25 protein-coding genes are annotated in these 26,121 nt (G+C 62.9%); 10 read left to right on the forward strand and 15 right to left on the reverse strand.

Annotation, left to right across the window (positions count from 1 at the left end):
* Position 1: 1 nt before the first annotated feature.
* The 3 genes from MWL89_RS06890 (at position 2) to MWL89_RS06900 (ending at position 2,649) form a co-directional block, all read left to right on the forward strand.
* Positions 2-688 carry a cytochrome b/b6 domain-containing protein gene (locus tag MWL89_RS06890; protein ID WP_102378393.1) on the forward strand — a complete coding sequence of 229 codons (687 nt, stop codon included), beginning with the start codon at positions 2-4 and terminating at the stop codon, positions 686-688.
* A gap of 172 nt (positions 689-860) precedes the next feature.
* Entirely contained in the window at positions 861-1,733 is an 873-nt protein-coding gene (locus tag MWL89_RS06895) for an AraC family transcriptional regulator (RefSeq protein WP_244412320.1), read from the forward strand.
* Position 1,734: 1 nt separating this feature from the next.
* Positions 1,735-2,649, forward strand: coding sequence for a DMT family transporter (locus MWL89_RS06900; protein ID WP_244412322.1), 915 nt, complete (start codon positions 1,735-1,737; stop codon positions 2,647-2,649).
* Between the two features lie 173 nt (positions 2,650-2,822).
* Here MWL89_RS06900 and MWL89_RS06905 read toward each other — a convergent pair whose 3' ends face one another.
* The gene (locus tag MWL89_RS06905) at positions 2,823-3,386 is read right to left on the reverse strand and encodes an NADPH-dependent FMN reductase (protein WP_244412324.1); all 564 of its coding nucleotides are present in this window, start codon (positions 3,384-3,386) and stop codon (positions 2,823-2,825) included.
* A gap of 234 nt (positions 3,387-3,620) precedes the next feature.
* Here MWL89_RS06905 and MWL89_RS06910 point away from each other — a divergent pair, with 234 nt between their 5' ends.
* The 3 genes from MWL89_RS06910 (at position 3,621) to MWL89_RS06920 (ending at position 5,272) form a co-directional block, all read left to right on the forward strand.
* Entirely contained in the window at positions 3,621-4,049 is a 429-nt protein-coding gene (locus tag MWL89_RS06910; RefSeq protein ID WP_244412326.1) for a viscotoxin-A3, read from the forward strand.
* 3 nt (positions 4,050-4,052) lie between these two features.
* Complete coding sequence (locus tag MWL89_RS06915; protein WP_244412328.1) at positions 4,053-4,619, forward strand: hydrogenase maturation protease; 567 nt, start codon at positions 4,053-4,055, stop codon at positions 4,617-4,619.
* A 236-nt stretch (positions 4,620-4,855) separates the two neighbouring features.
* Entirely contained in the window at positions 4,856-5,272 is a 417-nt protein-coding gene (locus tag MWL89_RS06920; protein WP_244412330.1) for a DUF488 family protein, read from the forward strand.
* Positions 5,273-5,335: 63 nt separating this feature from the next.
* Here MWL89_RS06920 and MWL89_RS06925 read toward each other — a convergent pair whose 3' ends face one another.
* The 6 genes from MWL89_RS06925 to MWL89_RS06950 form a co-directional block, all read right to left on the reverse strand.
* A complete protein-coding gene (locus tag MWL89_RS06925; protein WP_244412332.1) occupies positions 5,336-6,967 on the reverse strand; it encodes a vWA domain-containing protein in 1,632 nt (543 codons plus the stop codon).
* A gap of 108 nt (positions 6,968-7,075) precedes the next feature.
* Positions 7,076-7,744, reverse strand: a complete 669-nt coding sequence (locus MWL89_RS06930; protein WP_244412334.1) for a hypothetical protein — start codon at positions 7,742-7,744, stop codon at positions 7,076-7,078.
* Complete coding sequence (locus tag MWL89_RS06935) at positions 7,734-8,390, reverse strand: RNA polymerase sigma factor (RefSeq protein WP_341801950.1); 657 nt, start codon at positions 8,388-8,390, stop codon at positions 7,734-7,736. The genes MWL89_RS06930 and MWL89_RS06935 overlap by 11 nt, the downstream gene beginning before the upstream one ends.
* A 330-nt stretch (positions 8,391-8,720) precedes the next feature.
* Entirely contained in the window at positions 8,721-9,404 is a 684-nt protein-coding gene (nth, locus tag MWL89_RS06940) for an endonuclease III (RefSeq protein WP_244412336.1), read from the reverse strand.
* Positions 9,344-10,717 carry an MFS transporter gene (locus MWL89_RS06945; RefSeq protein ID WP_244412338.1) on the reverse strand — a complete coding sequence of 458 codons (1,374 nt, stop codon included), beginning with the start codon at positions 10,715-10,717 and terminating at the stop codon, positions 9,344-9,346. Before MWL89_RS06945 ends, nth begins: the two co-directional genes overlap by 61 nt.
* Positions 10,718-10,827: 110 nt before the next feature.
* Positions 10,828-11,721: a LysR family transcriptional regulator gene (locus MWL89_RS06950; protein WP_244412339.1), complete on the reverse strand. Its 894-nt coding sequence runs from the start codon at positions 11,719-11,721 to the stop codon at positions 10,828-10,830.
* 124 nt (positions 11,722-11,845) lie between these two features.
* Here MWL89_RS06950 and MWL89_RS06955 point away from each other — a divergent pair, with 124 nt between their 5' ends.
* The 4 genes from MWL89_RS06955 to MWL89_RS06970 all read left to right on the forward strand — a co-directional run bounded on the left by MWL89_RS06955 (position 11,846) and on the right by MWL89_RS06970 (position 18,258).
* Entirely contained in the window at positions 11,846-12,439 is a 594-nt protein-coding gene (locus tag MWL89_RS06955; protein ID WP_244412341.1) for a cyclophilin-like fold protein, read from the forward strand.
* Positions 12,440-12,733: 294 nt separating this feature from the next.
* Positions 12,734-16,186 (forward strand): transcription-repair coupling factor, encoded by a 3,453-nt coding sequence (gene mfd / locus MWL89_RS06960; protein WP_244412343.1) that lies wholly within the window; start codon positions 12,734-12,736, stop codon positions 16,184-16,186.
* Entirely contained in the window at positions 16,152-17,225 is a 1,074-nt protein-coding gene (locus MWL89_RS06965) for a DMT family transporter (protein ID WP_244412345.1), read from the forward strand. The genes mfd and MWL89_RS06965 overlap by 35 nt, the downstream gene beginning before the upstream one ends.
* Positions 17,215-18,258: a dipeptidase gene (locus tag MWL89_RS06970; RefSeq protein WP_244412347.1), complete on the forward strand. Its 1,044-nt coding sequence runs from the start codon at positions 17,215-17,217 to the stop codon at positions 18,256-18,258. Before MWL89_RS06965 ends, MWL89_RS06970 begins: the two co-directional genes overlap by 11 nt.
* A gap of 93 nt (positions 18,259-18,351) precedes the next feature.
* Here MWL89_RS06970 and MWL89_RS06975 read toward each other — a convergent pair whose 3' ends face one another.
* The 8 genes from MWL89_RS06975 to MWL89_RS07010 form a co-directional block, all read right to left on the reverse strand.
* Entirely contained in the window at positions 18,352-19,320 is a 969-nt protein-coding gene (locus MWL89_RS06975) for a slipin family protein (protein ID WP_244412349.1), read from the reverse strand.
* A gap of 54 nt (positions 19,321-19,374) precedes the next feature.
* Positions 19,375-19,749, reverse strand: coding sequence for a GntR family transcriptional regulator (locus MWL89_RS06980; protein ID WP_244412351.1), 375 nt, complete (start codon positions 19,747-19,749; stop codon positions 19,375-19,377).
* A 45-nt stretch (positions 19,750-19,794) separates the two neighbouring features.
* A complete protein-coding gene (gene nrfD, locus MWL89_RS06985) occupies positions 19,795-20,673 on the reverse strand; it encodes an NrfD/PsrC family molybdoenzyme membrane anchor subunit (RefSeq protein WP_244412353.1) in 879 nt (292 codons plus the stop codon).
* 34 nt (positions 20,674-20,707) lie between these two features.
* Positions 20,708-21,526: a 4Fe-4S dicluster domain-containing protein gene (locus MWL89_RS06990; RefSeq protein ID WP_244412355.1), complete on the reverse strand. Its 819-nt coding sequence runs from the start codon at positions 21,524-21,526 to the stop codon at positions 20,708-20,710.
* 75 nt (positions 21,527-21,601) lie between these two features.
* The gene (locus tag MWL89_RS06995; RefSeq protein WP_244412357.1) at positions 21,602-22,258 is read right to left on the reverse strand and encodes a TorD/DmsD family molecular chaperone; all 657 of its coding nucleotides are present in this window, start codon (positions 22,256-22,258) and stop codon (positions 21,602-21,604) included.
* A gap of 91 nt (positions 22,259-22,349) precedes the next feature.
* Positions 22,350-24,575, reverse strand: a complete 2,226-nt coding sequence (locus MWL89_RS07000; RefSeq protein WP_244412359.1) for a molybdopterin-containing oxidoreductase family protein — start codon at positions 24,573-24,575, stop codon at positions 22,350-22,352.
* A gap of 1 nt (position 24,576) precedes the next feature.
* A complete protein-coding gene (locus MWL89_RS07005) occupies positions 24,577-25,398 on the reverse strand; it encodes a 4Fe-4S dicluster domain-containing protein (RefSeq protein WP_244412361.1) in 822 nt (273 codons plus the stop codon).
* Between the two features lie 301 nt (positions 25,399-25,699).
* On the reverse strand, positions 25,700-26,119 hold the full coding sequence (locus MWL89_RS07010) for a PaaI family thioesterase (protein WP_244412363.1): 420 nt from the start codon (positions 26,117-26,119) through the stop codon (positions 25,700-25,702).
* Between the last annotated feature and the right edge of the window lie 2 nt (positions 26,120-26,121).

The raw sequence follows: 26,121 nt of genomic DNA on the forward strand, positions 1-26,121 counted from the left end.
GATGGCACATCTCGCACACTACCGCGAAGCACATCCGATGCCGTTCGTCATTACGCACTGGATCAACCTCGTCTGCATGATCCTCCTGATCATCACCGGGTTCTCGATTCACTTTCCGTTTTGGCCGATGTTCATGGGCGTTGCCCGCGGCGTCCATGTGTTCTGCGGCGCGATCCTGCTGATCAACTGCATCGTCCGCGTCATCATGGCCTTCTTCGTGAAGAGCTCGCCGACAGGCGGCACGCGCGCGCAGGTTGCCGACTTCAAGACCTGGCTTCCCCAGACCGACAACCGCCACCAGCTCGGTGCGTGGATCAAGTACTACCTGTTCCTCAAGAAAGACCATCCGCTGGGAGCCAAGCTCGGCGTTCCGCAGAAGATCTCCTATCTGCTGATCCCGATCCTGATCCTCGTCATGGCCTACACCGGCTTCGCCCTGTGGGCTCCGACCATGGACCTCGGCTTCTTCTCGGCTGGCACCAACCTCGTGGGCGGCCTCATGTCGATGCGCATCATCCACTACTTCATGATGTACGTCTTCATCGTCTTCATGTTCATCCACATCTATCTGGCGAACATCGAAGGCATCTCGCCGACGCTGCTCATGTTCTTCTGGAAAGAGCACGGCGGACTGGTCTACGACCCCGAGAAGCACACGATCGTCGGAGAGGATCGCATGGAGCATTAGCTCGCTGCGGACATCCGATAGTTTTGGGAACCCGGCTCTTTCGAGCCGGGTTCTTTTTTACCCGCCGCACTGCAGTGCGGATCCTGCGGCAGGAATCGCATCCATGCGCAATATTGTTCAAGAACGCAGCCTTGAGGAGGGCTATACTCGTCCGACGGAAGAAAGGATTCGCGTGCAACAGGATATCGAATCGGGAGCCCGCAGCGTAGTGCTGCGCGACTACGGCAACGGCGTCAAGGTGGAGCTCTGTACGCTGTTCGGCGTGATAGAGCCGTTCCCCAGCCATTTTCATGACTACTATATGGTGGGCGTCGTCGCCGGAGGCAATCGCCGTTTGACGGTGGGGGGACGCGACTTTGATCTGATGTGCGGCGATCTTCTCGTCATCAACCCGGGTGACCCCCATTCGTGCGAGTCGGCCGACGGTACCAAGCTCGAATACCGCAGCTTCAACATCGCGGCTCCGGTGATGGATGCGCTGCTCGCCGATTTCGGCGTTTCGTACGATGCAGCGAGAGGCCCGCTGTTCCCCGAGCCGATCATGCGCGATCCCGGCTTGTTCGCGCTCGCGCTCGATTGCCACGTTCAGGGATGCGAGGACGGCGACGAGTGCGGGCGGGCGAGCAATGCGGAGCCGTTCTACCTCTTTTTCGAACGGCTGCTTGCCGAAAGCTCGGCGCGCCGTGACGAGCTGGGTTCGGCTGCCGCCGTACCCGATTCCGAAGCGGTCGCTTCGGTCTGCCGCTTCATCGAGCAGGGCTATCGCTCGAAGATGACGCTCGACGATATGGCCGATGCGGGCGGTATGGGCCGCTACGCCCTCATCCGCGCGTTCACGCGCGAAAAGGGGATAACGCCGTATCGCTACCTGTTGACGCTCCGGATCATCGAAGCCAGGAGCCTGCTTGCGGCAGGCGCCGGCCCCGCCGAGGTCGCTGCGAAGCTCGGATTCGCCGATCAGGCCCATTTCGGACGCACGTTCAAAGAGGTTACGGGAGTATCCCCGGGGGCGTATCGCGCTTCGCGTTTTCTTGGGGGGAAGTAGCGTGGCGGCAACCGACACACGCGGGCACCTGCTCGCGTTTCTGACGATTGCCATCTGGGGTACCACCTTCGTTTCAACCAAGGTGCTGCTGACGGAGTTTCAGCCGGTGGAGATTCTGTTCTACCGGTTCCTCATAGGGTTTCTCGCCCTTTTGGCACTGCGTCCGCGCCATCTCAAACTCGCTTCGTGGCGCGAGGAGGCGCTCTGCGCGGCGGCGGGACTCACCGGCGTGACGCTGTACTTTTTGCTCGAGAACATCGCGCTCGTGTACACGACGGCATCGAACGTGGGCGTGATCGTATCGGTCGCCCCGTTCTTTACGGCCATCGTCGCGTTCTTCGCTGCTCGCGACGAGAAGCTGCGACCGAGCTTCTTCGTCGGGTTCGTCGTGGCCATGGCGGGCATCGTGCTCATCAGCGCGCAGGGGTTCGACAGCGTCTTCGGGGGCGGTTCGATCGTAGGCGATGTGCTCGCGGTAGGCGCTGCGGCGGTGTGGGCCGTGTACTCGGTCATCACGCGCAAGATCGGCTCGTTCGGATACGACAATATCCAGATGACCAAGCGAACGTTTCTCTGGGGGCTTCTGTTCATGGTTCCCGCCCTGTTCGCAACGGGGTTCGAGTTCGGCATCGAGCGGTTCGCCGATCCGCTCATGGTGGCCAACATGGCGTTTCTCGGGTTCGGTGCTTCAGCGCTCTGCTTTGTGACCTGGAACCTTGCCGTCAAGATCCTCGGCGCGGTGAAGACGAGCGCTTACATCTACCTCGTGCCGGTGATCACGGTGGCGGCTTCGGTGGCGGTGCTCGGCGAGCCGATGACTGCGGCGATTGCCTGCGGCGTCGTGCTGACGTGCGCGGGCCTGCTCATCTCGGAGTGGGGCAAGGGCGAGCGCAAGGCCGCTGCGGACAAGGAGTGAAGCCGGCGCGCCCGCAAGCCGTCCGAACCGGCTAAAGCCGCACGCCGCACGCTGTCCGGCTTTTGCGCGAGACCGCGTGCCCGGAGCAGCCCGTGTGAGACCGCGTGCGGGCACGCGGTGCCGTTGCCGAACGCGCGGCCTCGTGCGTGCTCTATCGGGCGAGCCGAGGTCGATCAGAGGGCTTGGCGCCGCTCGATGAAGCCGACGAAAGCCGCCGCTTGCTTTTCGAGGTAGGGCGCGGAGCTCGAGAGCGAAAGCTTGCCGCCGTCCATCTGCTGTCCGATATGGGGAATGGCGAGCCGCGGTGCGTTCATGATGTCCGCCTGCAGAAACGAGAGCATCGTAACGAGGTGGTCCTGCGCATGTGCGGTTCCGCTCATCCCGGGCGATGCGCCGGCGAGTGCGAAGGGCTTGCCCCGGAGCACCTGGCCTTCCGATTCGCTAACGGGGCGCGAGAGCCAGTCGAGCAGGTTTTTGAGCGTACCGGGGAAGAAATGGTTGTATTCGGGGCTGAACAGCCAGATGCCGTCGGCCTGCTTGACCTTTTCCCTCACGCGGGCGACGGGCTCGGGCGCGGGGTGCTCGATATCCTGGTTCATGAGCGGTACATCCGCCCAATCGAGTATCTCGAACTCCACATCGGGATGGTTTTTCGCAAGTACGGTGCCCGCTGCTTCGGCGAGTTGCAGGTTGTAGCTTGCCTTGCGCAGCGATCCGACAATGGCGAGTATCTTCATGGGATCCTTCTTTCGTGCGAGCGCCCGACGGGCGCGTGGTGTTTGCTTGCCATGCTAGCACAACGAACCGGCGTTGATCGCGGGCGGCCGTTCGCGTTTCTTTCCTGCAAAGCCATCGGCCGTGAAACTTGCCGATATGCGGGGGAAGGCGGATTCGTTTGGCTATAATGGGGCCGATACACGAACCGCCTGCCGATCGTTTGATCGGATGGGCCCAAGCGATAGGTGAAAGCCGTGGCCGAGCTGACCGACGAGCAGATTGCGCAAGAAGAGAAATTCCTCAAAGGCATCCCGAGAGTGAACGTCGGGGCGTTGTTCCTGCCGCCCATCTGGGGTCCCGCCCATGGTATATGGATAACCATCCTGTGGTATCCCATCTGGCTGTTCGCCGACAACACCTTCTACGCGGCCTTCACCGAGCGCTCGGCGCTTTCGATCGTGGTTGCGCTGCTCGTATTCGCGAGCCTCACGGTCGGCACGGTGGTGTTCGCCATCGTGAGCCAGCCGCTTGCCGCCCACCGCGCGGCTGCACGCGGAGTTTCCAAAGAAGACTACCTGAAGCGCGAGCGCATCTGGGCGATCGTCTGCGTGATCATAGGCTGCGCCATGATTGCGGCTGCGACATACTACAATCTGGTCATCCGTCCGACGCTGGGGGCGTAAGCCATGGCATCGAAGAAGCGCATCGCGGTGTTCTGCGTGGGAAACAAGCTCATGCTCGACGAAGGCATCGGCCCTGCCGTTTACGACGAGCTGACGGCTGTCTACGAGATGCCCGACGAGGTGACGCTGTTCGACGTGGGATGCATGGGACTCGACATGCTGCCCCATGTGCGCGACTACGACTACCTCGTGACGGTCGATGCGGTTGACAAAACGGGCAGCGCGCCGGGGACGATCTTCGAGTTCGAACCCGAAGATATGGCGCGCCGGACGGGAGCCATGCAGTCACTCCACGATCTGAAGCTCGTCGATTTGTTCGATGCGGCGGCGCTCATGGGCTACGCTGCCGAGGGCCGCTGCTTCGGCATGCAGGTGGAGAACATGAATCCCGCCGACTTGACGATCGGTTTGACGCCTCCCGTATACGAGGCGCTGCCGATGCTCGTCGATACCGTACTCGCCGATCTGACGAGGGCGGGCGCTACCGTCCGCGTGAAAGCGACCGGCGAGGAAGTCGGGCCGGGCTGGCACCATGCGATGGTGCCGGAGTCCGGCCAGGATGCCGTGTAGGCGTTCGGGTATCGGGCGGCTTTCGGGAGGCTGCGGCTTCGGGCGTATGCGGCGGCGCGTGTAACGGCGAGCTGACGGGTTGTCGTCGGCTGCGCAAGGAATCGGCTTGCAGGCGTCCGATCCTCGGCGCAATGGTTTAGGATGTTCGCAAACACCGCTCGATGCGTCGAATTCGCGACTGCGCCTTTCATGTGGCCGCTGTCTTCCGTATCGGGGATCGACCGATGGGAGCGTTCATGAACGTCTACACGATCAGCGCCTATGAGATTACCGCGAAGGATTTCTTCGAAGATCTGCTGGGGGAGAACGTCGATGTGCTCATCGATACGCGCCGCAAGAACACCAATCAGCTTGCGGGTTTCACGAAGAAATCCGATCTCGAATACTTCGTTCCGACGATCGTCCGCGCCGAATACGTGCACGATCTGCTGTTCGCGCCTGAGCCGATGGCGCTCGAGCGCTACCTCAAAGGAGCCATCGGGTGGGACGAGTATGCGGCCGATTATCGTGTTGATATCGCCAAGCGCGGCGCGATCGATCACTTCTTCGAGGCGTACGGCGACCGAACAAGCGTGTGTTTGCTCGGAACCACAACGCATAAGCGGCGCAGCCACGTCGAAGTGCTCGAAGAAATGATTGCGGAGCGCCTGTAGCAGGCGGCTTGCTTCGGTTGGCTGGTGCGTGCATCTGCTCGCGTCGACGGTGCGCACGTCTGCCTACAGGCTCGCGAGCAGCCGCTCGAATCCGGCTTTCGGGTCGTCTCGGGCGAGGTCCAGAGACGCCACCGTTCTGCGCGCATCGCGTAAGCTCGCCGATCCGGCATACGCCGAATCCTGCAGAACCATGCCGCATTCGATAACTGCCGCGGCGAACGCCCAATCGTCGCTCGGATCGGTGGTGAAGCTTTCGCTGCCGACCGGGTAGGCCCGCTCGGCCGATTCCCGAGAACCGACGGGCTTGTAGCGCATCGAGCAGGTGAGCCATTCGCTGCTCTCGGCACGCGATGGGCCTGTATCGGATTCGACGCCGCTTCGGCCGCCGTACTTCAGATCGGGTACGGGAATCTCCATCGGCGAATCGGCGGTCACGAGCTCGTAGGCTATCGTGAACTGGTGGCCGGCTCCGATCTCCCCGGCATCCACCGAATCGTCCGTGAAGTCCTCGTCGGCGAGTGCGCGATTCTGATACCCGATCAGCCGATACCCTTTGATTTCGCCGGGATTGAATTCGATCTGCAGCTTCACGTCGTCGGCAAGGGGGACGATGTTGGCGCAGAGGTTTTCTCCGAGCACCTTCTCGGCTTCTTCGATGCAGTCGATGTAGTGATACGTTCCGTTGCCGTGGTCGGCGAGCGTTTCCATCTTGTTGTCCTTGTAGTTTCCCGAGCCGAAACCGAGCACCGAAAGGTATGTACCGGTTTCGCGTTTTTCGCTCACGTAATCGTGAAGATCGCTCTCCGACGACATGCCGACGTTCAGATCGCCGTCGGATGCCAGGATAATGCGGTTTACCCCGCCTTCTCGATGGTAACGCTCGGCTATGCGGTAGGCCTGCTCGAGCCCCGCTTCGCCGTTGGTGGAACCGCCGGCGGTCAAACTGTCGACGGCACGCGTGATCGCTCGTTTGTCGGCTCCCGAGGCCCCTTCGAGCACTACGCGCTCCTCGCCCGAGTACGTGACGATGGATACGCAGTCGCTTTCGGAGAGCCCCTCGACGAGTTCCGCGAAAGCGTCCTGCAAGAGGGGAAGCTTGTCGGTGGTGCCCATGGATCCCGACGTGTCGATGAGGAACACGAGATTGGCGCCTGACGTGCTCTCGTAGGCAGCGGACTCAGTGGCGAAACCCATGACGAGCAGCTTGGTATCGGGGTTCCAGGGGCAGTCGGCTATCTGGCTTGTCACCCCGAACAGATCGCCTCCCTCGGGCGGCGTGTAGCCGTAATCGAAGTAGTTGAGCATCTCCTCGATGCGCACCGCTCCGCTCGGTACGTCGGAAGCGCGAGCGCCTTGCGCTACCATGCGGCGCAGATTGCAGTAGGATGCGGTATCGACATCGGCGGAAAACGTCGAAAGCGGGCGAATCGCCGTCGATACGAAGCCAACCTCTTCAAAGCTCGAGTACTCCTCGGCGCTTTCGGTGTAATACGGATCGGGGGGCATGAGGGTATCGGCGCCGTAGGGGGCTTCGAGCGCCGAGCCGACCCCGAAGTCGTCGGCCGCATCCGAGGCGCCTCCCGCTTTGCTCGCCTCTAATCGTTGGTCGGCGAAGGGGGAGCAGCCGGCAAGGAGCGAAGCGCCGAGGGCGAGCGCTAGGGATACGCAGACGACCGGTTTGGGTGCTGTACGCATAGGATCCTCCTCTTGCATTCTCGTTCGCCTTGGATACGAGCGAGGCGTAAGGATTGTCGGAGGAAGCCGCGGACAGGCTTCCATCTGCGGCGGCGGGCGGGCGGACGTCTAGCCGGCAGGGGCTTCGGCGAGGTAGAAGACGGAGCCGCCGTCGTAGCGCACGGCATACGGGTAGCGTTCGTCGCCGTATGCGAAGACGGTGCATGCCATGCTCGAGACGCCGCCTTCGCCCGTCGCTTGCGCCCGGTCGAATTCGGTGCCGACGAGTTCTTTGGCACCGACGATAGGATTGCCGTTTTCATCTGCGGCGATGTGCAGCAGGACGCCCGTTTCCGTTCGGATTGCGGGAAGGTTCTTCGCCGCATCGCCGGGTTCTGCCGATTCCGCGGACGGGGCGGCGCCTTCGGGCACCTCTTCGGACAGCTCGTCTTCGAGGAGCATGGCACCTACGGGTTCGTCCGTGCCGCTCATGCTGGCTGCAAGGTTGCCGTTGAGGGCGTCCAGGTACGAGAGAGCCGCCGCCCCGATGCCCGCGAGGATGACGAGGCAGGCTGCGAGCGGAAGCAGGAACGCGCGCGCGGATCGCCTTCTCGGTGCTTCGGCGGCGTGCTTCGGCTTCCTTTTCGGTTCGGCTACGGCCGCTCGGCCGTCTTTCGGCTCGGCTGCATGCGAGGCTGCCCGACCGTTCTCGGCCAGCAGGGCTGCAAGCATGCGCGCTTCGGCCTCGGGGGTGGGGGTCATGCGCTCGTACGCTTCGCGAACATCCCTATCGATCATGGCTGTCACCGCCTAGGGTGCTTTTGAGCAGCGCCCGGGCTTCGCTCAGGTGGCTTCTGACCGTCGAGGGGGTGCGCCCGGTCATATGGGCTATCTCGTCGGTCTTGTATCCCTCGTAGTAATGCAGGTATACGCAATCCTTGTATTTGGCGGGCAGCGCGAGCACCGCTTCGAGCGTCTCGTCGAAGCAATCGGACGCGCGCTCGTCGGCTACGTCGTCGGGCATGGCGCCCGCTTTGGAGCGGGCTGCGCTCTTCAAGACGTCGCGGCAGTGGTTCGACGCGCACACGATGAGCCACGCCTTCTCGTGCTCGGCGCTCTCGAACTGCTTATCGCTGCGAATGAGTTTCATGAAAACGCTCTGCACCGCATCCTCTGCATCGGCGGTCGTCTTGAGAAACGAAAAGCATAGGCGGTAGACCGTCTTGACGTGACGGCGGTATATCGCGGCTATGTCCTCGTTCGTTAGCAGAGGATTTCCTTTCTGGTACGGATACGAGCGGGCGCGCCGGATTGTCGGAAAGCATTCGCGGCTGATTGTATCATTGCGGGGCAGCCGTGCGAGTGCGTATGCGCCGCCCCGCACGGCGGCATACGGCGGCATACGGCGACGAGCGGTGCGCAGCAGGGCCGGAGCAGCGTGCATTTCTGCTGATCGGTAATGTGCAACCTACGACGTTTTGTGAAAGAAATCCCTCGGGAAACGGTATCTTGCATTTTGCCATCTGGGCTATCTCTGATCTACCGGAAATGAAACCTGCTGATTCTTTCACAAAACAGTGCAGGTTGCACATTACCTAATAAGCTTGGCAAAGCGAACGGCAGCAAGGGGTTTCTTGAGCCGCGTGCAGCAAGGATCGCACATGCCCTCGGCAAAGTGCCGGATTACGTGCCGCGAACCCCGTCTGCGTGAGGCGGAAGCCGGACAGCGCCCTGCGACGTGAGGCCTTAGGCTCGCAGCGCAGCACGGCACCTCTCAACCCTTGGCCTTTTCGGCCGCCTTGAGCGAGGCCGCATACGCGGGGCACAGGTCGTTTATGAAGCACGTCTCGCATTTCGGGCGGCGCGCGATGCACGTCTCGCGACCGAAGAGCACCCACTGGTGGTTGATGGACCCCCAGTACTCGCGCGGATACAGCTTGAGCAGGTCGGTCTCGGTTTTCGCAGGGGTGTCGGCGTTGGAGAACTTGAGCTTGTGCGCGATGCGGAACACGTGCGTGTCGACTGCGATGCCCTCGACGATGCCGAACGCCTCGTTGAGCACGACGTTGGCGGTCTTGCGGCCCACGCCCGGAAGCTTCTGCAGCTCGTCGATGTCGCGCGGTATCTCGCCGCCGTAGTCGGCGAGGACCATCTGGGCGCACTTGATGCAGTTGGCCGCCTTCGTGTGATAGAAGCCGATGGTCTTGATGATGGCCTCGACGTCGGCGACGTTCGCCTGGGCGAGATCGGCCACGGTGGGGTATCTCTCCCAGAGCGCGGGCGTGACCTTGTTCACGCCCTTGTCGGTGGTCTGCGCCGAGAGGAGCACGGCGATGGTGAGGCGGAACGGATCGCCCCCGTAGTGAAGCGCGCATTCGGCTTGCGGGTAGTGCTCGTTCATGCGGTCGGCAACTTCGATGGCTCGTTCGAGCTTGGCTTGTTTGGTTTCGCGGGGCATGCGCAAACCTCCTCGGTCGTTTCGCCTATGATACCCCATCGGGTTTTTTTGGGAAACGGGACGGCCGATGTGGCAGCCGCATGCGGCACGGCGTTCGAGCCGCGGTTCTTGTTCGCGCTTTGTTGCCTGCGCTGTTTGGACGTCATGCGCGACAGCGCAAGGGCGAGCGCGGCGGCTGCGATGGCGAACAGCGCTCCGGCGGGTCCCGTGGCCAGAAGGCCTCCGGCGTTCACCACGACGCCGCCCGCAAGCGATCCGATGGCGATGCCCGCGTTGAACGCCATGGGGTGCAACGATGCCGAAAACGTCAGCGCGCTGGGATAATCGGTGCGTGCCACGTCTTGGAACAGCATCTGCGCGGTCGAATTCATCACATACATGAGCAGCCCGATCGCAAGGATGTTCGCGACCCCGATAGCGCCCAGGGGGATGCTTGCGGCCAAGAGGGCCAGCAGCACGCCATGGGCGGCGAAGGCGAGGGGCAGTGCGCGTATTCCGAACCGGGAGGCCACCCAGCCCGACAGCAGGTTCGATCCCACGCACGCCGCGCCGAACAGCAGAAGCACCAGGCTTACGCTTTCGCTGCCGAGGCCCATGACGTCTTTCAGCATGGGGGCGAGGTAAGTGTAGAACACGTAGGTCGAGGCGGCGCCTGCGAGGATCATGGCGATGTTGGCCAGCACGCGACCGTCGCCCAAAAGGCGCAGCTGAGAGCGAAGCGTCGCCGCCGCCTGCGCGGCTCCGCCCGTGCGCGGCAGCAAGGGCAGCAGAGCTGCGCTCACGACGAGGCCGAGGAGGAGCACGCAACCATAGGCTGCCTTCCAGTCGAACAGGTCGGCGAGCGTTGCGCCCATGGGCACGCCGATGACGCTCGATACCGAGAAGCCTGCCAGCAGCAGTCCGACTACGGAAGCCGTTTTCCCCTTGGGGACGATGTCGGATACGTAGGTGAGGGCGATGGCCAGAAGGGTGCCGGATGTGGCTGCGGGCAGCAGGCGGGAGATCAGGAACAGCGTGTAGCCGTTTGCGAGCAAGGTGAGCAGATTCCCTGCGTTGAACACGATCAGCAGCGTTGCCATCAGTTTGAAGCGGTCGGCGCGTGCGGTGGCGAGCGCTACCACCGGAGTGGCGATGGCGCAGGCGAGCGCATAGTACCCCACGATGTCGCCGATGAGGGTAAGGGGTTCTCCCAAACCCGAGGCAACATCGGGCGTGATGCCGATGAGCACGAATTCTGCGAACCCAAGCGCGAACGCCAGCGCTACGAGCAGCGCGGTTAAGAGGGACGAGCGGCCAGACGTTGATGCGGTCATTTCTACACGATCCTTCCAAGGAGAACGTTGGGCTTGTTACGGCTTTAACGGTACTCCCAGGAAGAGAATTTGAATAATACTTATGTGAGATAGGAATCCATAGCTATAAGTTATACCGGCTCGGCGCGACACGCGGTACGGCGCAAAGCATCGAGAAAGCGTTCTGCCGGCTTCGAGAACGCGGGATACTTCTTCCAAGCGACGGTCAGATGCGATTCGGCCTTCGGTGCCAACGGCACGAAACGCACATCGCTTTCGCCCGACGTCTCCACCAGCCCGTCGAGGCACACCGCGCATCCGCAGCCTTCTCGCACCATGATGGACGCGTTGAACACGAGGTTGTACGTCCCGGCGATGTCGAGTTCTTCCATCGGGTGTCCAAGCCACCCGATGAACTCGTCGCGTTCAAGCGACTGGCGCGAGACGAGCAACGGAACGTTTGCGAGATCTGCGGGTTCGACGAAGTCGCGCGATGCAAGGGGATGGTCGCAACGCACCAAAAGACCCAGTTCATCGGCCCGGGGCAGGTCGAGCTGGCTGTATCTGCCGGTGTCCGAGAAGCCCACGAACAAGCCGAAATCAACCAGCCCCTTGTCGAGGCGTTCGGCGACCTCGACGCTGTTTCCGCTGAAAAGGTGGAACCGCACATGGGGGTAGCGCTCGCGCACTTCGCGCGCGGCGCGCGCGATGAAGCGCATCCCCTGGGTTTCGCCGCATCCGATGTGCACGTCTCCCTCGACGCTCTCTTCGTCGGCTGTCAGTTCCGCCTCGGTTTTATCGGCTAGATCCACGATCTCCTGCGCGCGCCGACGGAGCAGCATGCCGCCCTCGGTGAGCGCGACGCCGCGCGGTTCGCGCACGAGAAGCGGCTTTCCGAACTCTGCTTCCAGGTCTTTCAGCTGCTTGGACAGCGCGGGTTGCGACAGGTGCAACTCGGTTGCCGCACCGGTGATGCTTCCCTTCCGGGCGATGGTCAGAAAATAGCGGAGAACGCGCAGCTCCATGGTGGCTCCTCGTTTCGGTAGCTCATAACCATAGATAATGGTTATGGATAAATATAGCACATACGTATTTGATATTTCGGAGTGCGGCCCGTATGCTTTTCCCGATACGTTGAAAGGAGCCGCCATGCGAGCGAAAGCGAATGCAACCGATCTACACGTTTTATCAGCGTGCGCTGCGGCGCTTGCTGCCGTACTCGCATTGAACGGCTGCGCCGCAAACGGTGCAGCGCAGCAGCCGACGCCGGTGCCGAATACGCCGCAGGGCGAGCAGGCGGCGCCTGCAGGGGAGCAAAAGGCCGATACGGCGCAGGGAGGCGAGCGCGCCGACGAGGATGCGCACCGCGATGCGGGTGCGGAAGGGGAGGAAACGGGACGCATGCTGATCACGGTAGGCACCCAGAGCTTTGCGGTTTCGCTCGAGGACAGCGAGGCGGCACGCGCCCTTGCGGCGCTCTTGCCCTTCGAGCTCGAACTGCGCGACGTCAACGGCAACGAGAAGTTCGCCGAGTTGCCCGATGCGCTGCCGGTCGATTCGTCTGCGCCCGGTCGCATCGAGGCTGGCGATCTCATGCTGTACGGCGACGACAGCATCGTTCTGTTCTACGAGTCGTTCGACAGCCCGTACAGCTATACGCGCCTTGGCCGCGTGGACGATCCCGCTCCGTTGGCGGACATAGCCTTAGCAGGCAGCGTTCGTGCGACCTTCGAGCAGATGTGAACATCGTGGCCCGTCGGTGAATGCGATGGTTCGCTCGTGTCTTTTGCTGGAACTCTGTAGGCAGGCGTTCGAAGGAGGCCGCAGTCTGTAGTACAATTATCTTTTCTGGAGGCAGGAGCTCGTATGCCTTGCCTTCGCATTGACGGATTGAAGCAGAGCCGCGGGATCGCGGCTTTTCGTGCTGCCCGAACCTCGGCGAATGCCCTTGTGACGGTGACGGGTGCCCCCCTGACGCCATCAGAGGGGCGGATGCGCGGAAGATCGTAAGCGCGAACGTTTAGATAGGGAACAAGCATGCTCATCGATGCATTGACTAAGGCGCTCGAGCGCTCGGGTTCGCTCGACGCTTTCTGGAACAAGCTCGACGCCGGCGACGACGCCTCGCTCGGCGTCGCCTCGTCGGCGCGCCCGTTCCTCGTCGCATCGCGCTTCACCCATAAGCCCCAGCCGACGCTCGTCGTTGTCGCTGGGGAGGATGCAGCCGATGCCTTTGCGCGCAACCTCGCAGCCTATGTCGGGGAGGAGCGGGTGCTTCGCTTCTTCGAGCGCAGCGATTTCCCCTTCAACCCCAAAGCGCCCGATCCGCGTCAGGTGGCGGGCAGGATGCGCGCGCTCGGCGCGCTCGCAACGGGCGAGCAGTGCCTGGTCGTCGCTTCGGCGCGCTCGATGCTGCGGTGCTTGCCGCCCGCGGGATCGCAGACGTGGACCCCCCTCGTTCTCGCGAAGAGCGACGATCTGTCCGTATCGGAATCCGAGGAACTCACCTCATTCGAGGATGTGGCCCGCGCGCTCGAGGCTCGCGGCTATCAGAACACCGGCGAACTCGAGGGACCGGGAACGTTCGCAGTGCGCGGGGGCACGATCGACGTCTACCCGGGAAACCTTGTCTACCCGGTGCGGCTCGACTTCTTCGGCGACGAGGTCGACGAGATCAGGCGCATCGTGCCGTCGACGGGGCAAACCATCGCCGAGCTCGGCTCGGTTGCGATCTACCCCGTGCAGGAGTTCGCGCTTTCGGCCCGCGGTGCTCATCGGGCGCGCGAGAAGCTCCTCAATCCTGCGAAAACCAATCCTGTTTTGCGTGAGATGCTCGAGAAACTCGAGGGCGGCGCTCGATTCGACGGGTCGGACGCCTTGTTGCCCTATCTGTACAACACCACCTCGACGCTCGGCGACTACCTGCGCGGCGACGGGCTGACCGTGCTCGTCGAGCCGCGGTCGCTCTTCGACGATGCGAGCCATGCGTTCGAGGACATCGAGGGTCGAGCCAAGGGTTCGAGCATTCCCGTCAAGGGACTCTACGCGGCGCCCGCCGAACTCGACTTCGGGAAGAACCAGCGCGCCACCTACGTTTCGATCATGAGCGTGGGAGCCCATGTCGACGAGGAGCTGCCCGTCAAGCGCGTGGAGGTTGCGGGCCACCCCGATAAACTGTTCGGCAGGCTGCGCACGCTCGTCGACGGCGGCTACACTGTGGTATTCTCGGCACCGAACTACCGCGCGCGCCAGGACATGAAGCTCGCGTTCGTCGATAACAGCCTGCCCATCGTCGAGGCGCTCGACGTGGAAGACGGCGTTCCGGCAACGCTCAAGCGCGGGATCGTCAACGTGGTGGATGTGGATATCCCCCTCGGCATGATCATCCCCAAGGCCAAACTCGCGCTCGTCTCCATATCCGATACGCAGGGCTCAACGGCGCTTCGTTCGAGCAAGCGCGTCGACGTGACCGAGCTCACGTTCCCGTACAAACCGGGCGATTACGTGGTTCATGCCGCGCACGGCGTCGCGTTCTTCAAAGATCTCATACGCCAAGACGTGGGCGGCGCCATGCGCGACTACCTGCTGCTCGAATACGCCGAGGGCGATAAGCTCTACGTGCCGGTCGAACAGCTCGACCGCGTGACGCGCTACGTGGGCCCCGAGGGTGCAAGCCCCCGACTCACCAGGCTCAACACTTCGGATTGGTCGCGCGCGCTCGCCAAGGCGCGCAAGGCGACCAAGCAGCTCGCCTTCGACCTCGTGGACGTGTACACCCGCCGTGCGGCGAGCCAGGGGTTCAGGTACTCGGCCGATACGCCGTGGCAGCACGAGATGGAGGAGGCGTTTCCCTATCAGGAAACGCCCGACCAGCTTGCGGCCATCGCCGACGTGAAGGCCGACATGCAATCGGCGAAGCCTATGGACAGGCTCGTCTGCGGCGATGTGGGCTTCGGCAAGACCGAGGTGGCGCTGCGGGCCGCGTTCAAGGCGACGCAGGACAAAAAGCAGGTCATGGTGCTGTGTCCGACGACCATCTTGGCGCAGCAGCACTACACGAACTTCAAGGAGCGCTTCGAGCCTTTTGGCGTGACCGTCGAGGTGCTCTCGCGCTTCAAGACGCCCGCCGAGCAGCAGTGCGCTCTCGCAGGTTTCGCCGAGGGCAGCGTGAACGTGCTCGTGGGAACGCACCGCCTGCTCTCGCGCGATGTGAACCCGCACGATCTCGGGCTCGTGATCGTCGACGAGGAGCAGCGCTTCGGCGTGGGTCACAAGGAGCAGCTCAAGAACCTGCGCGAGTCCATCGACGTGCTCACGCTCTCGGCCACGCCCATCCCGCGTACCATGCAGATGTCGCTTTCGGGCGTGCGCGATATGAGCCTCATCCTCACGCCTCCCGACGATCGGCGTCCGGTCGAGGTGCACGTGGGGGAGTGGGATCCCGATATCGTATCGGGCGCGATTCGCCGCGAGCTCGCCCGAGGCGGGCAGGTGTACTACGTGTCGAACCGCGTCCGCTCGATCGAGGATGCGGTGCGGCGCGTGACGGAGGCCGCAGGCGAGGCGCGCGTCGGCGTAGCGCACGGCCAGATGGGCAAAGACGAGCTCGAGCGCGTCATGGAGGATTTCGTGGCGGGCGAGCTCGATGTGCTCGTGGCGACGACCATCATCGAGAGCGGTATCGACAACCCGCACACCAACACACTCATCATCGAGGATTCGCAACGGCTCGGCCTTGCCCAGATGTACCAGCTCAAGGGTCGCGTGGGCCGCTCCGCTGCGCAGGCGTACGCCTATTTCATGTTCCCCGAACACATGGCGCTCACAGAGGAAGCCGCAGCCCGTCTGACCGCCATCGACGAGCACAAGGATCTGGGAAGCGGCATGCGCATCGCCATGCGCGACCTCGAGATCAGGGGGGCGGGCAGCCTGCTCGGTGCCGAACAGTCGGGCAACATGAGCGCGGTCGGCTTCGACCTGTTCGCACAGATGCTCGCGCAGGCGGTCAATGCGACGCGCGAAGGCGACGAGAAAGCGGCCGAAGCGCTCCCGCCCGCCCTCTCCGACATATCGGTAAACCTGCCAGCCCACACCTACCTGCCCGAAGAGTACATACCCGATACCGACGAGCGCGTGCTGCTGTACCGCCGGATCGCTTCGGCGGATACGGTCGATGCAGTCGACGAGCTTTACGGTGCCACGATTGCGCGCCGTCCCGAAATGCCGCAAGCGGCAAGGAACTTCTTCGACAAAGCGCGCATCAAGGCGTTCGCCAACGAGCGCGGCATCAAGACCGTATCGGTGGTCGGGGGGAAGCTCACGGTCGAACCCGTTACGCTCTCGCGCGATACGGTAACCAAGCTGCGCCGCCACAGCGCCCGCTACATTCCGGCTTCGAAGAAGTTCTCGATTCCCCTGCGGTATTTCGATGTCGGCGAGGATGACGGGTTGCTCGATGCGATTGCAGGCTTTCTCAAGGAGCTCGTATGACGGCGCGCTTCTCGGGCGGCTCGGCACCGGGTTTTGCTGCGGGAATCGGGTACGCGTGAGCGCGCAGGGGCAAGCGGTCCGTCCGCAGCATTTCGTGCGCGGGGTCGTCTGCACGCTTCTCGGAGGTACGCTTTGGGGTTTCTCGGGCGCGTGCGCGCAGTTTCTCCTTGCGGGCGGTTACGGACTCTCGCCCCTGTTCATCACAAGCGTGCGCATGCTCGGCGCGGGTTTGCTGTTCCTTGCCTACATGCTTGCTGCAAAGCGCGGGATGCTCAAGGCGATGTTCTCAGACCGTCCGACCATGCTGCGCATCGCCGTGTTCGGCGTTGCGGGGCTGTTCGCGAACCAGATCACCTACACGGTTGTGATCGGGTACACCAACGCGGGCACCGCGACCGTGCTCCAATGCACCGGTATCGCCTTCGTCATGGTGTTCACCTGCTTCTTCGCAAGAAAGCTGCCGAAGGCGAAAGAGCTTGCCGGTCTCGTGCTCGCCGTCGCGGCGACGGTGCTGATCGCCACGCACGGGGACCTGTCGACGCTCGCTATCCCGTTGCCGGGGCTCATCTGGGGCATCGCGAACGGGCTCGCCTGCGCGTTCTACATCATGTATCCCAAGCGGATGCTCGAGCGGTGGGGCGCGGTCGCGGTCACCGGGCTCGGGATGCTCGTCGGCGGCGCAGCGGCGACGCTGCTCGCGCAGCCTTGGGCGGTACAGGTTTCTCTTGACGGCGGCGGCGCAGCGGCCCTTGTCGCCATCGTGGTGCTCGGAACGTTTGCAGCGTTCACGCTGTACCTGCAAGGTGTGGCGGACATCGGCCCGGTGAAGGCGAGCCTGCTCGGCGCTATCGAGCCGGTATCGGCAACCGTTTTCAGCTGGGCATGGCTGGGCACGCAGTTCCCGCTCATCGATTGCATCGGATTCGCCCTCATGATCGCGATGGTGTTTCTCGTGACCACGTCGAAAGGCGATTCTGGGGCCGGCGGCGCCGTTGACGGACGCATCGCATCTCGGGAAAGGACGGACCATGGACGGTAGGGCTATGAGGGAAGGGCGGGCATTGGGGAAAGGATCCTCGTCGAAGCGCGCGGTGTTCGATTTGCACTGCGATACGCTCGATCGACTCGCTCTGCACGGTTCGTCCGCGTATCCCGCGTTCGCGCCCCAAGACGAGGCGGTGCCGCATGCGCGCATGAGCTCGCTTGCCGATAACGACGCCCATATCTCGCTCGACCGTATCGAGCGGTACGCGTGGTGCCAGTGCTTTGCGGTGTTCGTGCCCGACGGGCTCTCCGGCGATGCGGCCTGGCGCTTCTTCGAGCACGTGCGCGCGTACTTTGCCGCCCAGATGCTCGAGCAAGCCGATCGCATCGAACAGGTGCTCGATGCGCGGGAGGTCGGGTCGGTTCTCGCGGCGGGCAAGTCCGCGGCTCTCCTCACCGTCGAAGGCGGCGCTTTCTTCGACGGGAAGTCGTTCGAGCGGGTCGACGGCATCGCCGAGGCGGGCGTGAAAATGCTCACGCTCACGTGGAACGGCGAAAACGCCGTAGGCAGCGGGCATGATACGGAATGCGGGCTCAAACCCTACGGCAGACGCGTGGTGGCGGCGCTCGAAGACCGCGGGATCGTCGTCGATGTGTCGCACCTCAACGATCGGGGGTTTTCCGATCTCTGCGACGTTGCGACGCGTCCGTTCGCGGCTTCTCATTCGAACGCGCGCGCCGTGTGCGAACACAGGCGCAACCTCGCCGACGCGCAGATTCGCGCTATCGCCGAGGCGAAGGGCATCATCGGCCTCAACTACTGCAATCAATTTCTCAGCGCAACATCCGCAGATCCGACGCACGACGACGTGCTGCGCCACATTGACCGCATCGCCGAGGTCGGCGGGGAGGACGTGCTTGCGCTCGGCAGCGATTACGACGGTTGCGATGTTCCGAGCTGGCTTGCGAGCGCCGATAGGGTCTCAGGGCTCTACGCGCTCGTTGCCGCGCATTTCGGAAGCGCGGTGGCCGACAAGCTGTTCTTTGAGAACGCGAACAGGTTCTTCGCGCGCAACGAAGAACGCTAGACGTTGGCGCTGCGGTCGTTGCGGTCGGGCGAATGCGCCCGGCATGCGCAAGCGGACGTGCCGCCGATCGTCAGCACCGTGCCGCGTCCGGTCCTATTCCTTGCCGCCGAGCCCCTTGAGCACGTCTTGAGCGGACGACCCTAGGCCGTCGCTTAAGGAAGACGGCACGGTTACCACGGTACCGCCCGACTTCTTGATGCTTTCGTACAGAAGGTGCATCGTCCTGATTTTCAGGGCGCTGTCGTTGTTTTCGTATACGTCGCTCGATGCCGAGATCATCTCCGAAATGTCCTGTTCGGCGCTCGCCAGCACGAGCCGTGCGTTCTTCTCGCGTTCCGCCTGGGCTTCAAGGGACATGACGTCTTGCAGCTCTTCGGGGATGACGATGTCGCGGATCTTCACCGAGAGGATGGCGATGCCCCACGGTTCGGTTTCGCGCTCGATGACCTCTTTGAGCTCCTTGTCGAGCTGATCGCGGCTCAAGGCGACTTCGGCAACGCTCGCGCGGCCGATCGCATCGCGCATGGCCGTTTGGGCGATGTAGAGCACGGCGGCGCTGTAGTTCTCCACTTCGACGCACGCCTTCTCGGCATCCCATACCATCCAGAACAGCACGGCGTCGATGTCGACGGGAACGAGATCCGAGGTCAACGTTTTCTCGGCTCCGAACGTCGTTGCGATGGTGCGCATGTCGATGCGGCACGCCGCCTGCTCGATGACCGGGATCATGAAGATGAGCCCCGGCCCCGCGACGCGGTTGAACGCACCGAAGCGGAAGATGGCGATGCGCTCCCACTCCATGGCGATATGGACGGTCATGGAGGTTGCGACGGCGATGACGAGTGCCGTCACGAGCACCCAGAGGTTGAGCGCGCCGAACCCGAAGAACGCGACCGCCGCGACGGCGATGAAAACGACGGCCGCCTGAACCACGGCGAACAGGGTGGCGCCGCTTCGGGTCGCCTTGGGCGGTACGAAGGCGTTCGGCGGATCGGCGAGCGCGGTTGCGCGGGGCGATTCGCTGGTGCCTGCGTCGGTTTTCGAGGTGCCTGTGCGTTTCATGGCGTTCCCTTCGTTCGAATGGCGCGGCACCCGCGGTGCCGGCCATGGGCTGTGCTAGTCGAAATTCTCAAGGACCTTTTCGAAGTGGTTTTTCACATCGTCGATCGTCATGCCCAGCTCGAGGCATTGCCTGATGCTCTCGGTGAGGACGACATCTCCCGAGATGTCGATGCCGTCATCGCCGCCCCCGGCTTTCTCTACGAAGGCGCCGCGCCCTCGCTTCGAGCTGATGTAGCCGTCGTGTTCCAGGCTCGTGTACACTTTGTTCACGGTGTGGTAGTTTACGTTCAGGTCGGCGGCGAGGGCCCGCACCGTCGGAAGCCGGTCGCCGGTTGCGTAGTAGCCCGAATCGATGAGGTACATGAGTCGATTGCGCAGTTGGATCCAGATGGGGATGCCGCTATGTTCGTCTAATTCGAAGAGCGCCACGCATACCTGCTTTCATATCGATCCATGCCTTGTGCCGAACGGGATTTATCCATAGGGCGCGTTCACCATACAATACCGCAGAAGGTACCCGCCGATCAGGATGAGGGGGATCGCCAGCGCGGGCAATGCGGCAGTACCTATTCTAGTGTAAGCCGCATCGATTGCCAAAGGCAGAACCATGCCGAGGCAGACAAAACCCATCCAGAACAGATCGCGCAGGTCGCCTGAGACGAGAACCCCGATCGTTTGGGAGCCGTTAACGAGGAGCGCGCCGTACGCGAGGTACGCGGCGAGGCTGACGAGCTCCAAGACGATGGCGAGGGCGTCGATCCGCACCAGCGCATCGACGAGGCGCCCCTTCCTTTCGGGCGCTTCGAACAGGGCGCAGGCGAGAACGCACATGGTTCCGCACGAAAGCGATGAGAAGGTGAACAGAACGGGAAGCAGAGGATTGCCCCAGAGCGCAACGAAGCCTATGTCGGCCAGAAACACGCCGGTATAGGCCATCGTGCAGAATCCGAGTACGATAGCGAGCGCTTCGACGATGCGGATGGCAAGCGCCGGTATGCGGGTGAGGTTGAACAGCGCTATCGAGCAGAGGAACGCAGCACAGAGCACCGTTCCGGCAAGTACGTAAGAGCCGAAGGTCAAAACCGAAGCCGTTGGATGCACGAGTACGTAGAAGAAACGTTCCGGATGCCCCAAATCGGTGAGGAGGCAGAGCGCTCCGAGCGCGAGGAGCATGGTGGAGACGGCCAATCCCCTTGCAAGGAAGGACCTTGTCAAACCCGTCGTCCAGGCAAGGTGCCGAGCGGGCCTTTCGCCGTGCCGCCAGAAGAGGAGGTCGGCTCCGGCGAGAACGGAGAGGGCGCCTGCGCCCGTTCCGCCGAGAAACAGATACCATACGATGGAGCTGTCGAACACCTTCTCGCCTCCTCGGTTTCTTTTCCGCTCGCCGCTAGTTCCGCGCGTCTCGGGCGCGCGTTTTGCCTTGCCCGCCGGTCTTTCTCTTCGCCCTGCTTCGCTTCGCCGATACGCCGAGGGCCGTGGCGGTTGCGGCGGCCGCCACGGCGGCGGTGCCCACCACGGCGGGGTTGAACGGGGGAGCTTCGGTTTCCTGGCGCTCTCGGTCGGCTTTGGCGGACCGGTAGTAGTTCTCCGTGATGAGCGCCTTGGCATCCAGATTGCGCGTTCCGAACCCGTAGTACAGCGATGAGCCGGGTACGGGCGTGCATCCGCGTTCGGCGATGAAGGCGTTGACGGGGCTTGCGGGATCGTCGAGATCCCCGAATGCGCGGACGCCGGCGATGCAATCGCTCACGCAGGCCGGCTGAAGGCCGTCGTCGATGCGCTCGAAGCAGAAGGTGCATTTGTCCGCCACGTTGATCGGCTGCATGCCTTTGGCCTCGTAGGGTGCGGGGCTGTTCTCGCCGTAGTGAAACCCATCGCGCACGTTAATCGAGCGGGCACCGTATTCGCAGGCGGTTATGCAGACGCCGCAGCCGATGCACAGCTCGTGATCGACCACGACGATGCCGTCGTCTCGTTTTTTACTCGCGCCCGTCGGGCAGACGTCGACGCAGAGCGGGCTTTCGCAGTGGATGCACGCGTGGGCGAAGAATGCGAGATCGCCTTCGGGCCATCGACCCCATTCGAGCATGTCGACGCTGTTGCGGGATGTTCCCGGCCGCAGGGCGTTGTTGAGTTGGCACGATACGACGCACGTTTGACATCCTATGCAGTGATCCATATCGATGGCCATCCCGTATCTCGTCATGACAGCCTCCTCCCGCAATCGCTGCCGCAATCTTAACACAACAGGCGTCGTGCCTTCGGCGGCCGCGGGCCCATTCTAGCCGAGCAGCGCGTCGAGGTAGGCACCGTCCTCTTCGAGGAATCCCGTTAGAAACAGCGCAAGCCCCCGGTAGAACTCGGTTCGCGCGTAGGCTTCCATCGTTTCTGCGAAGGCGGGAACCCAGTTGTTCAGGTGGTTTGCAAGAAACGCCCGCTGTTTCGCCAGAAGTCGAGCGGCTTCGGTTTCATCTTCGCGCCGCAGTGCTTCGGCCGCCCGAAGGCAGAGCGTCTGCTCGAATTCGAGCTCGAGCGATACGTGGTCTTCCGGAAGGGTCCACGAGGGGCTCTTGTCGAGCCCCTCTTCGCGATAGGCTGCGAGCGCGCGGTCCCGTGCATCGCCCATGGTCGTCCGATCGGGTGCGGTGTGCACGGATTCAAAGGGGTAGGGCGCGTTAGCCGTGCGCGCCGTTCTCACGATGAAAAGCCGTGCGAAATCGACCGCGAGCTCGCGGATCGTGTCCGGTCGTTCTTCGGCAAGGTACGCGCGCATGAGGCGCGACCCTTCGTCTATGGCGTCGGAGCTTGTTTCGTCGCCGAGGGGCAGATTGCCCACCGCCTCGAGAAGGTCCTCGTCGACCTCCCGGTTGAAAAGCCGTGCAAGCAGACCGTAGGTAGCCCCGCGGTCTTCAAGGGCTTCGATTGGGTTCGTGTGCATGATGGTCCTTCCTCGGACTTTCGGGCGATGCGGTGTTGACGCGAAGCCCCGAGTCGCGCAGGGCGCCGCTCGGGGCTCGGTCGTGTGCGGGTTAAGCCTTCTCTATTTCGCAGAGCGCATCCTTGAACGTCGGGAACCCTGAGATCGGATCGAATACGCGGTCGATGAGCAGGCAGGAGTTCGCCTGTTCCCAGCCGTGGAGGATCTCGACGTTACCGGGATGCATCATGTTGGTGATGGCAACCTTGAACCGGACTTCTCCGAACTGGTTGTAGATTCGCACCGTATCGCCCTCCTCGAGGCCCCGCGCTTCGGCATCCTCGTGGCTCATGTTGACGATGGGTTCGGGCATGAATTGGTTGAGCCACGGCGTATGGCGGTACTTGCTGTGCACGTACCACGGCACGCGGTTTCCGGTGGTGAGGATCAGAGGATACTGCTCCAGCAGTTCGGGTGTGGAAACCGGGCTGATGTGCGGTTCTTCGTAGACGGGCAGGCCCTCGAAGCCGAGCTGTTCGAGCAGGCCCGACTTGAACTCCGCCTTGCCCGACGGGGTGGAAAAACCGTTTTTCTCGTACTGCTTCGGCGACCATTCGCCCGCCATCGGCAGCTCGTAGACGCCGGGCAGCGCATTTTGGATATCGTCGACCGTCGCGCCCGACCCGCCGGCGTCGAGGTAGGCCTGCATGGCCGCTTTGAGGTCGCCGTGGAAGCATTCCTCCTCAAACCCGAGCGCGCAGCCCAGGTCGAGCAGGAACTGCCAATCCTCGCGCGCTTCGCCTGCGGGTTGCATGGCGGCTTGGCTCCCTATGATGCCGTTGGGCTGCGACTGGAAGGGGGCGACTCTCTCCCAGCAGACGGCGGCGGGAAGCACCATATCCATGTAATCATGCGTCCAGGGGTTGAGGTGCATGTCGACGGCAACGGCGAAGTCGAGCGTCGAGACGGCTTCTTGGACGAGCTGCGTTTGAGGGAAGTTCATGAGGTTGGTTCCCAGAAACACGCCGGCGTGGATGATGCCGTCGTTGATGTATTCCAGAAGCCCGTTGTTCTGGTAGTACGTCGACATGGCCGACCAGACCGGCCAGCGGTCGACGCCTGCGCGCTGATCGAGCAGCGGGCCGGAGAGGTCGGTGAGACGGAATTCGGCATCGGCCGTGCCGGTTACGCCCGGAGTGAGCTTGCGGCAGCCTTCGCGATCCCAATACCCCATGAGCGCGAGGAGCAGCGTGATTGCACGAGTGCTCTGCACGCCGTTGGAATGATGCGTGGTCGAATGGGGGCTCACCCACATGGTACCCTGCCCGGCTTCTGCCCACATGCGGGCGGCTTCCCGTATCTGATCGGCGGGAACCCAGGTGATCTCCTCGGCCTTCTCGGGGGTGAACTCCGCGACGTATTCTTTGTATTCGTCGAAGCCTTCGGTCCAGTTCTCGACGAACTCGTGGTCGTAGAGATCCTCCTCGATGATCACGTTCGCCATGGCGAGCGCGAGCGCCCCGTCCGAGCCGGGTCGGGGCTGCAGGTAGAGGTCGGCGAGCTGTACGGCGGTCGGGGTCATGCGGGTGTCGATGACGATGTACTTGCAGCCTGCCTTCTTCGCATCGAGCATGCCCTTGTAGGCGGTCGGCTGCGGGTAGAGCGACCAGGCGATGTTGGAACCCCATTGCAGGTGCACTTTGGTTTCGGGGCTCGGCATCGTGGTTACCGTCGCGCCGTAGCAGAGGATGCCCGACATGGCCAAGGCGAACGCGCATTGCGCGCCGCCCCACGATACGTTGGGCGTGCCGAAGAGCGCCGCGACGCGCTGGAATAGGGGCAGGTGCTCCTTGGGATCGCCCGAATGGAAGGTTACCGACGGCGCCCCGTAGGTTTCTTTGGCCTTGTTGAATTCCGCCGCGATGGTCTCGAGCGCTTCGTCCCAGCCGATGCGCTCCCATTGGGGATCCTCCCCGATGCCCTTTGCGGGATTGGTCCTTTTGAGGGGATAGAGCAGGCGGTTCGGATCGTACAGATACTGAAGGCTCGTGAGGCCTTTGAGGCACGGCTTGGGCTTGGAATGCTGCTCGTTGCCCTCGACGCGTACGAGCTTACCGTCTTGTACGGTGCCCTTCAGCCCGCAGAACACCGATTGGTTGCACATCGGGCAGGAGGTGTACACGTAGGTCTCGTCGCCGTCGCCCTCGGACGCAAGGGCCTTCTCGGGCGATACGGCTTCGAGTCCGCCCGCCATGACGGCGGCTGCCCCTAGGGCGGTTGCGCCGATGAAGGAGCGGCGCGATAGCGTACCGAGCGTGGAGTTGACTTTCGTTGCCATGTTATTCGCCGTCCTTTCCGGAAGCGCTCATCGGTGCCTTCTTCTTTCCATGGCTGTTGCCTGCGGCAAAGCCGATGCCGGCTGCCGCTGCGGCCACTGCGACGCCTGCAGCGCCTACCACGGCGATGTTGACGCCCTGCTGTTCGCCCTGCGGCTGTGCGGACGGTTCCTCGAGCATGATGGAAGGCACGTTCGAGACGTTGGTCATGAGCACCTCGCGAAGGCTGATGTCGCGGTCGCCCTTAACATAATACACGGATGTGCCGCGAAGCGCCTCGGCGCCGTTCTCCTCGATATAGGCGTTGATCTCGCTCTGCTGATCATCGAGGTCGCCGAAGATGCGCGCCGCGTTAGGGCAGGCGCCGACGCAGTGGGGCATGAGGCCCTCGTCGACGCGTTCGGCGCAGAAGATGCATTTCTCGGCTGTGTCGGCATGGGGCGTTCCGTAGGACTCGTAGGGCGCGGGCTCTTCGGCACCGAAGTACCAATCGCTGCGGAAGCTGATGGTGCGCGCATCGTACGGGCAGACCATCAGGCATGCGCCGCAGGCCAGACAGGTGTCGTAGTCGACGGTTACAATGCCGTCTTCGCGCTGCGCGCTCGCGCCCGTCGGACATACGTGCACGCAGGGTGCGTTTTCGCAGTGCATGCAGGCGTGGGGAAGGGCGAAGCGATCGCCTTCGGGCCAGGTGCCCGTTTCGATCGTGTCGACCTTGCTCCAGGCTACGCCCGGCCTTTGGTTGTTGTTCATTTGACAGGTTATGACGCAGGTTTGGCATCCGGAACACCGCGTCATGTCGATTACCATGCCGTATCTCGACATAGTATCCCCCTTTCACTGAGCGGAAGGTTCTCATCGTCTTTTCATACGCCGCCTCGATCTACGGGATGGGTCGAGGCGCAACCGAATATCGAGTGCGAAGCGAACATCCCTTTCGCCCACCCCTAATATTCTATATTTATATTATTATAGAACTATAGAATAATCAAGACGAAATACGAAAGATTATGCAGCGTGCGATTCGGGTGATTCGGGTGAAAACGAAAACGCCCGCTAAGGAACGGCGGGCGTTGGGTGCGAACGCGGTGTGCGTCTGGCGCATTACGGCGACGCGATCGGGGCGTTATCGATAGCAGGTGGCGGTCATCTTGGCGACGCATCTTCCGAGGTCGTCCTCGACGGTTACGGTGTAGAAGCCGAGCGAGCGCCCCGATCTGTCGGCTGTGCAGGTGGCGATGAGCCGAGAGCCTTTCGCCGCCGAGATGAACTCGATGGAATTGCTGACCGAGACGGTGGGCGCTTCGCCGACGTTCGAGGCGATAGCCAGTGCGAAATCGGCGAGGGTGAAGATCGCGCCGCCCATGACGTTGCCCATGGCGTTGCGGTGGACCGTTTCGATCGGGCAGGCGCAGACGGCGTAGCCCTTGCGCGCTTCGACGATCTCGGCCTTGCATGCCTGCGTGGCGAACCGATCGTCGGCGAAGAACGCGCGCACCTCTTCGAGCGACGCGCCGTCGGGTACCATGGGTGCTTGTTCGGACATCG

Origin of the sequence: Raoultibacter timonensis, from assembly GCF_022845715.1 — a bacterium.
GTDB classification, from domain to species: Bacteria; Actinomycetota; Coriobacteriia; order Coriobacteriales; family Eggerthellaceae; genus Raoultibacter; species Raoultibacter timonensis.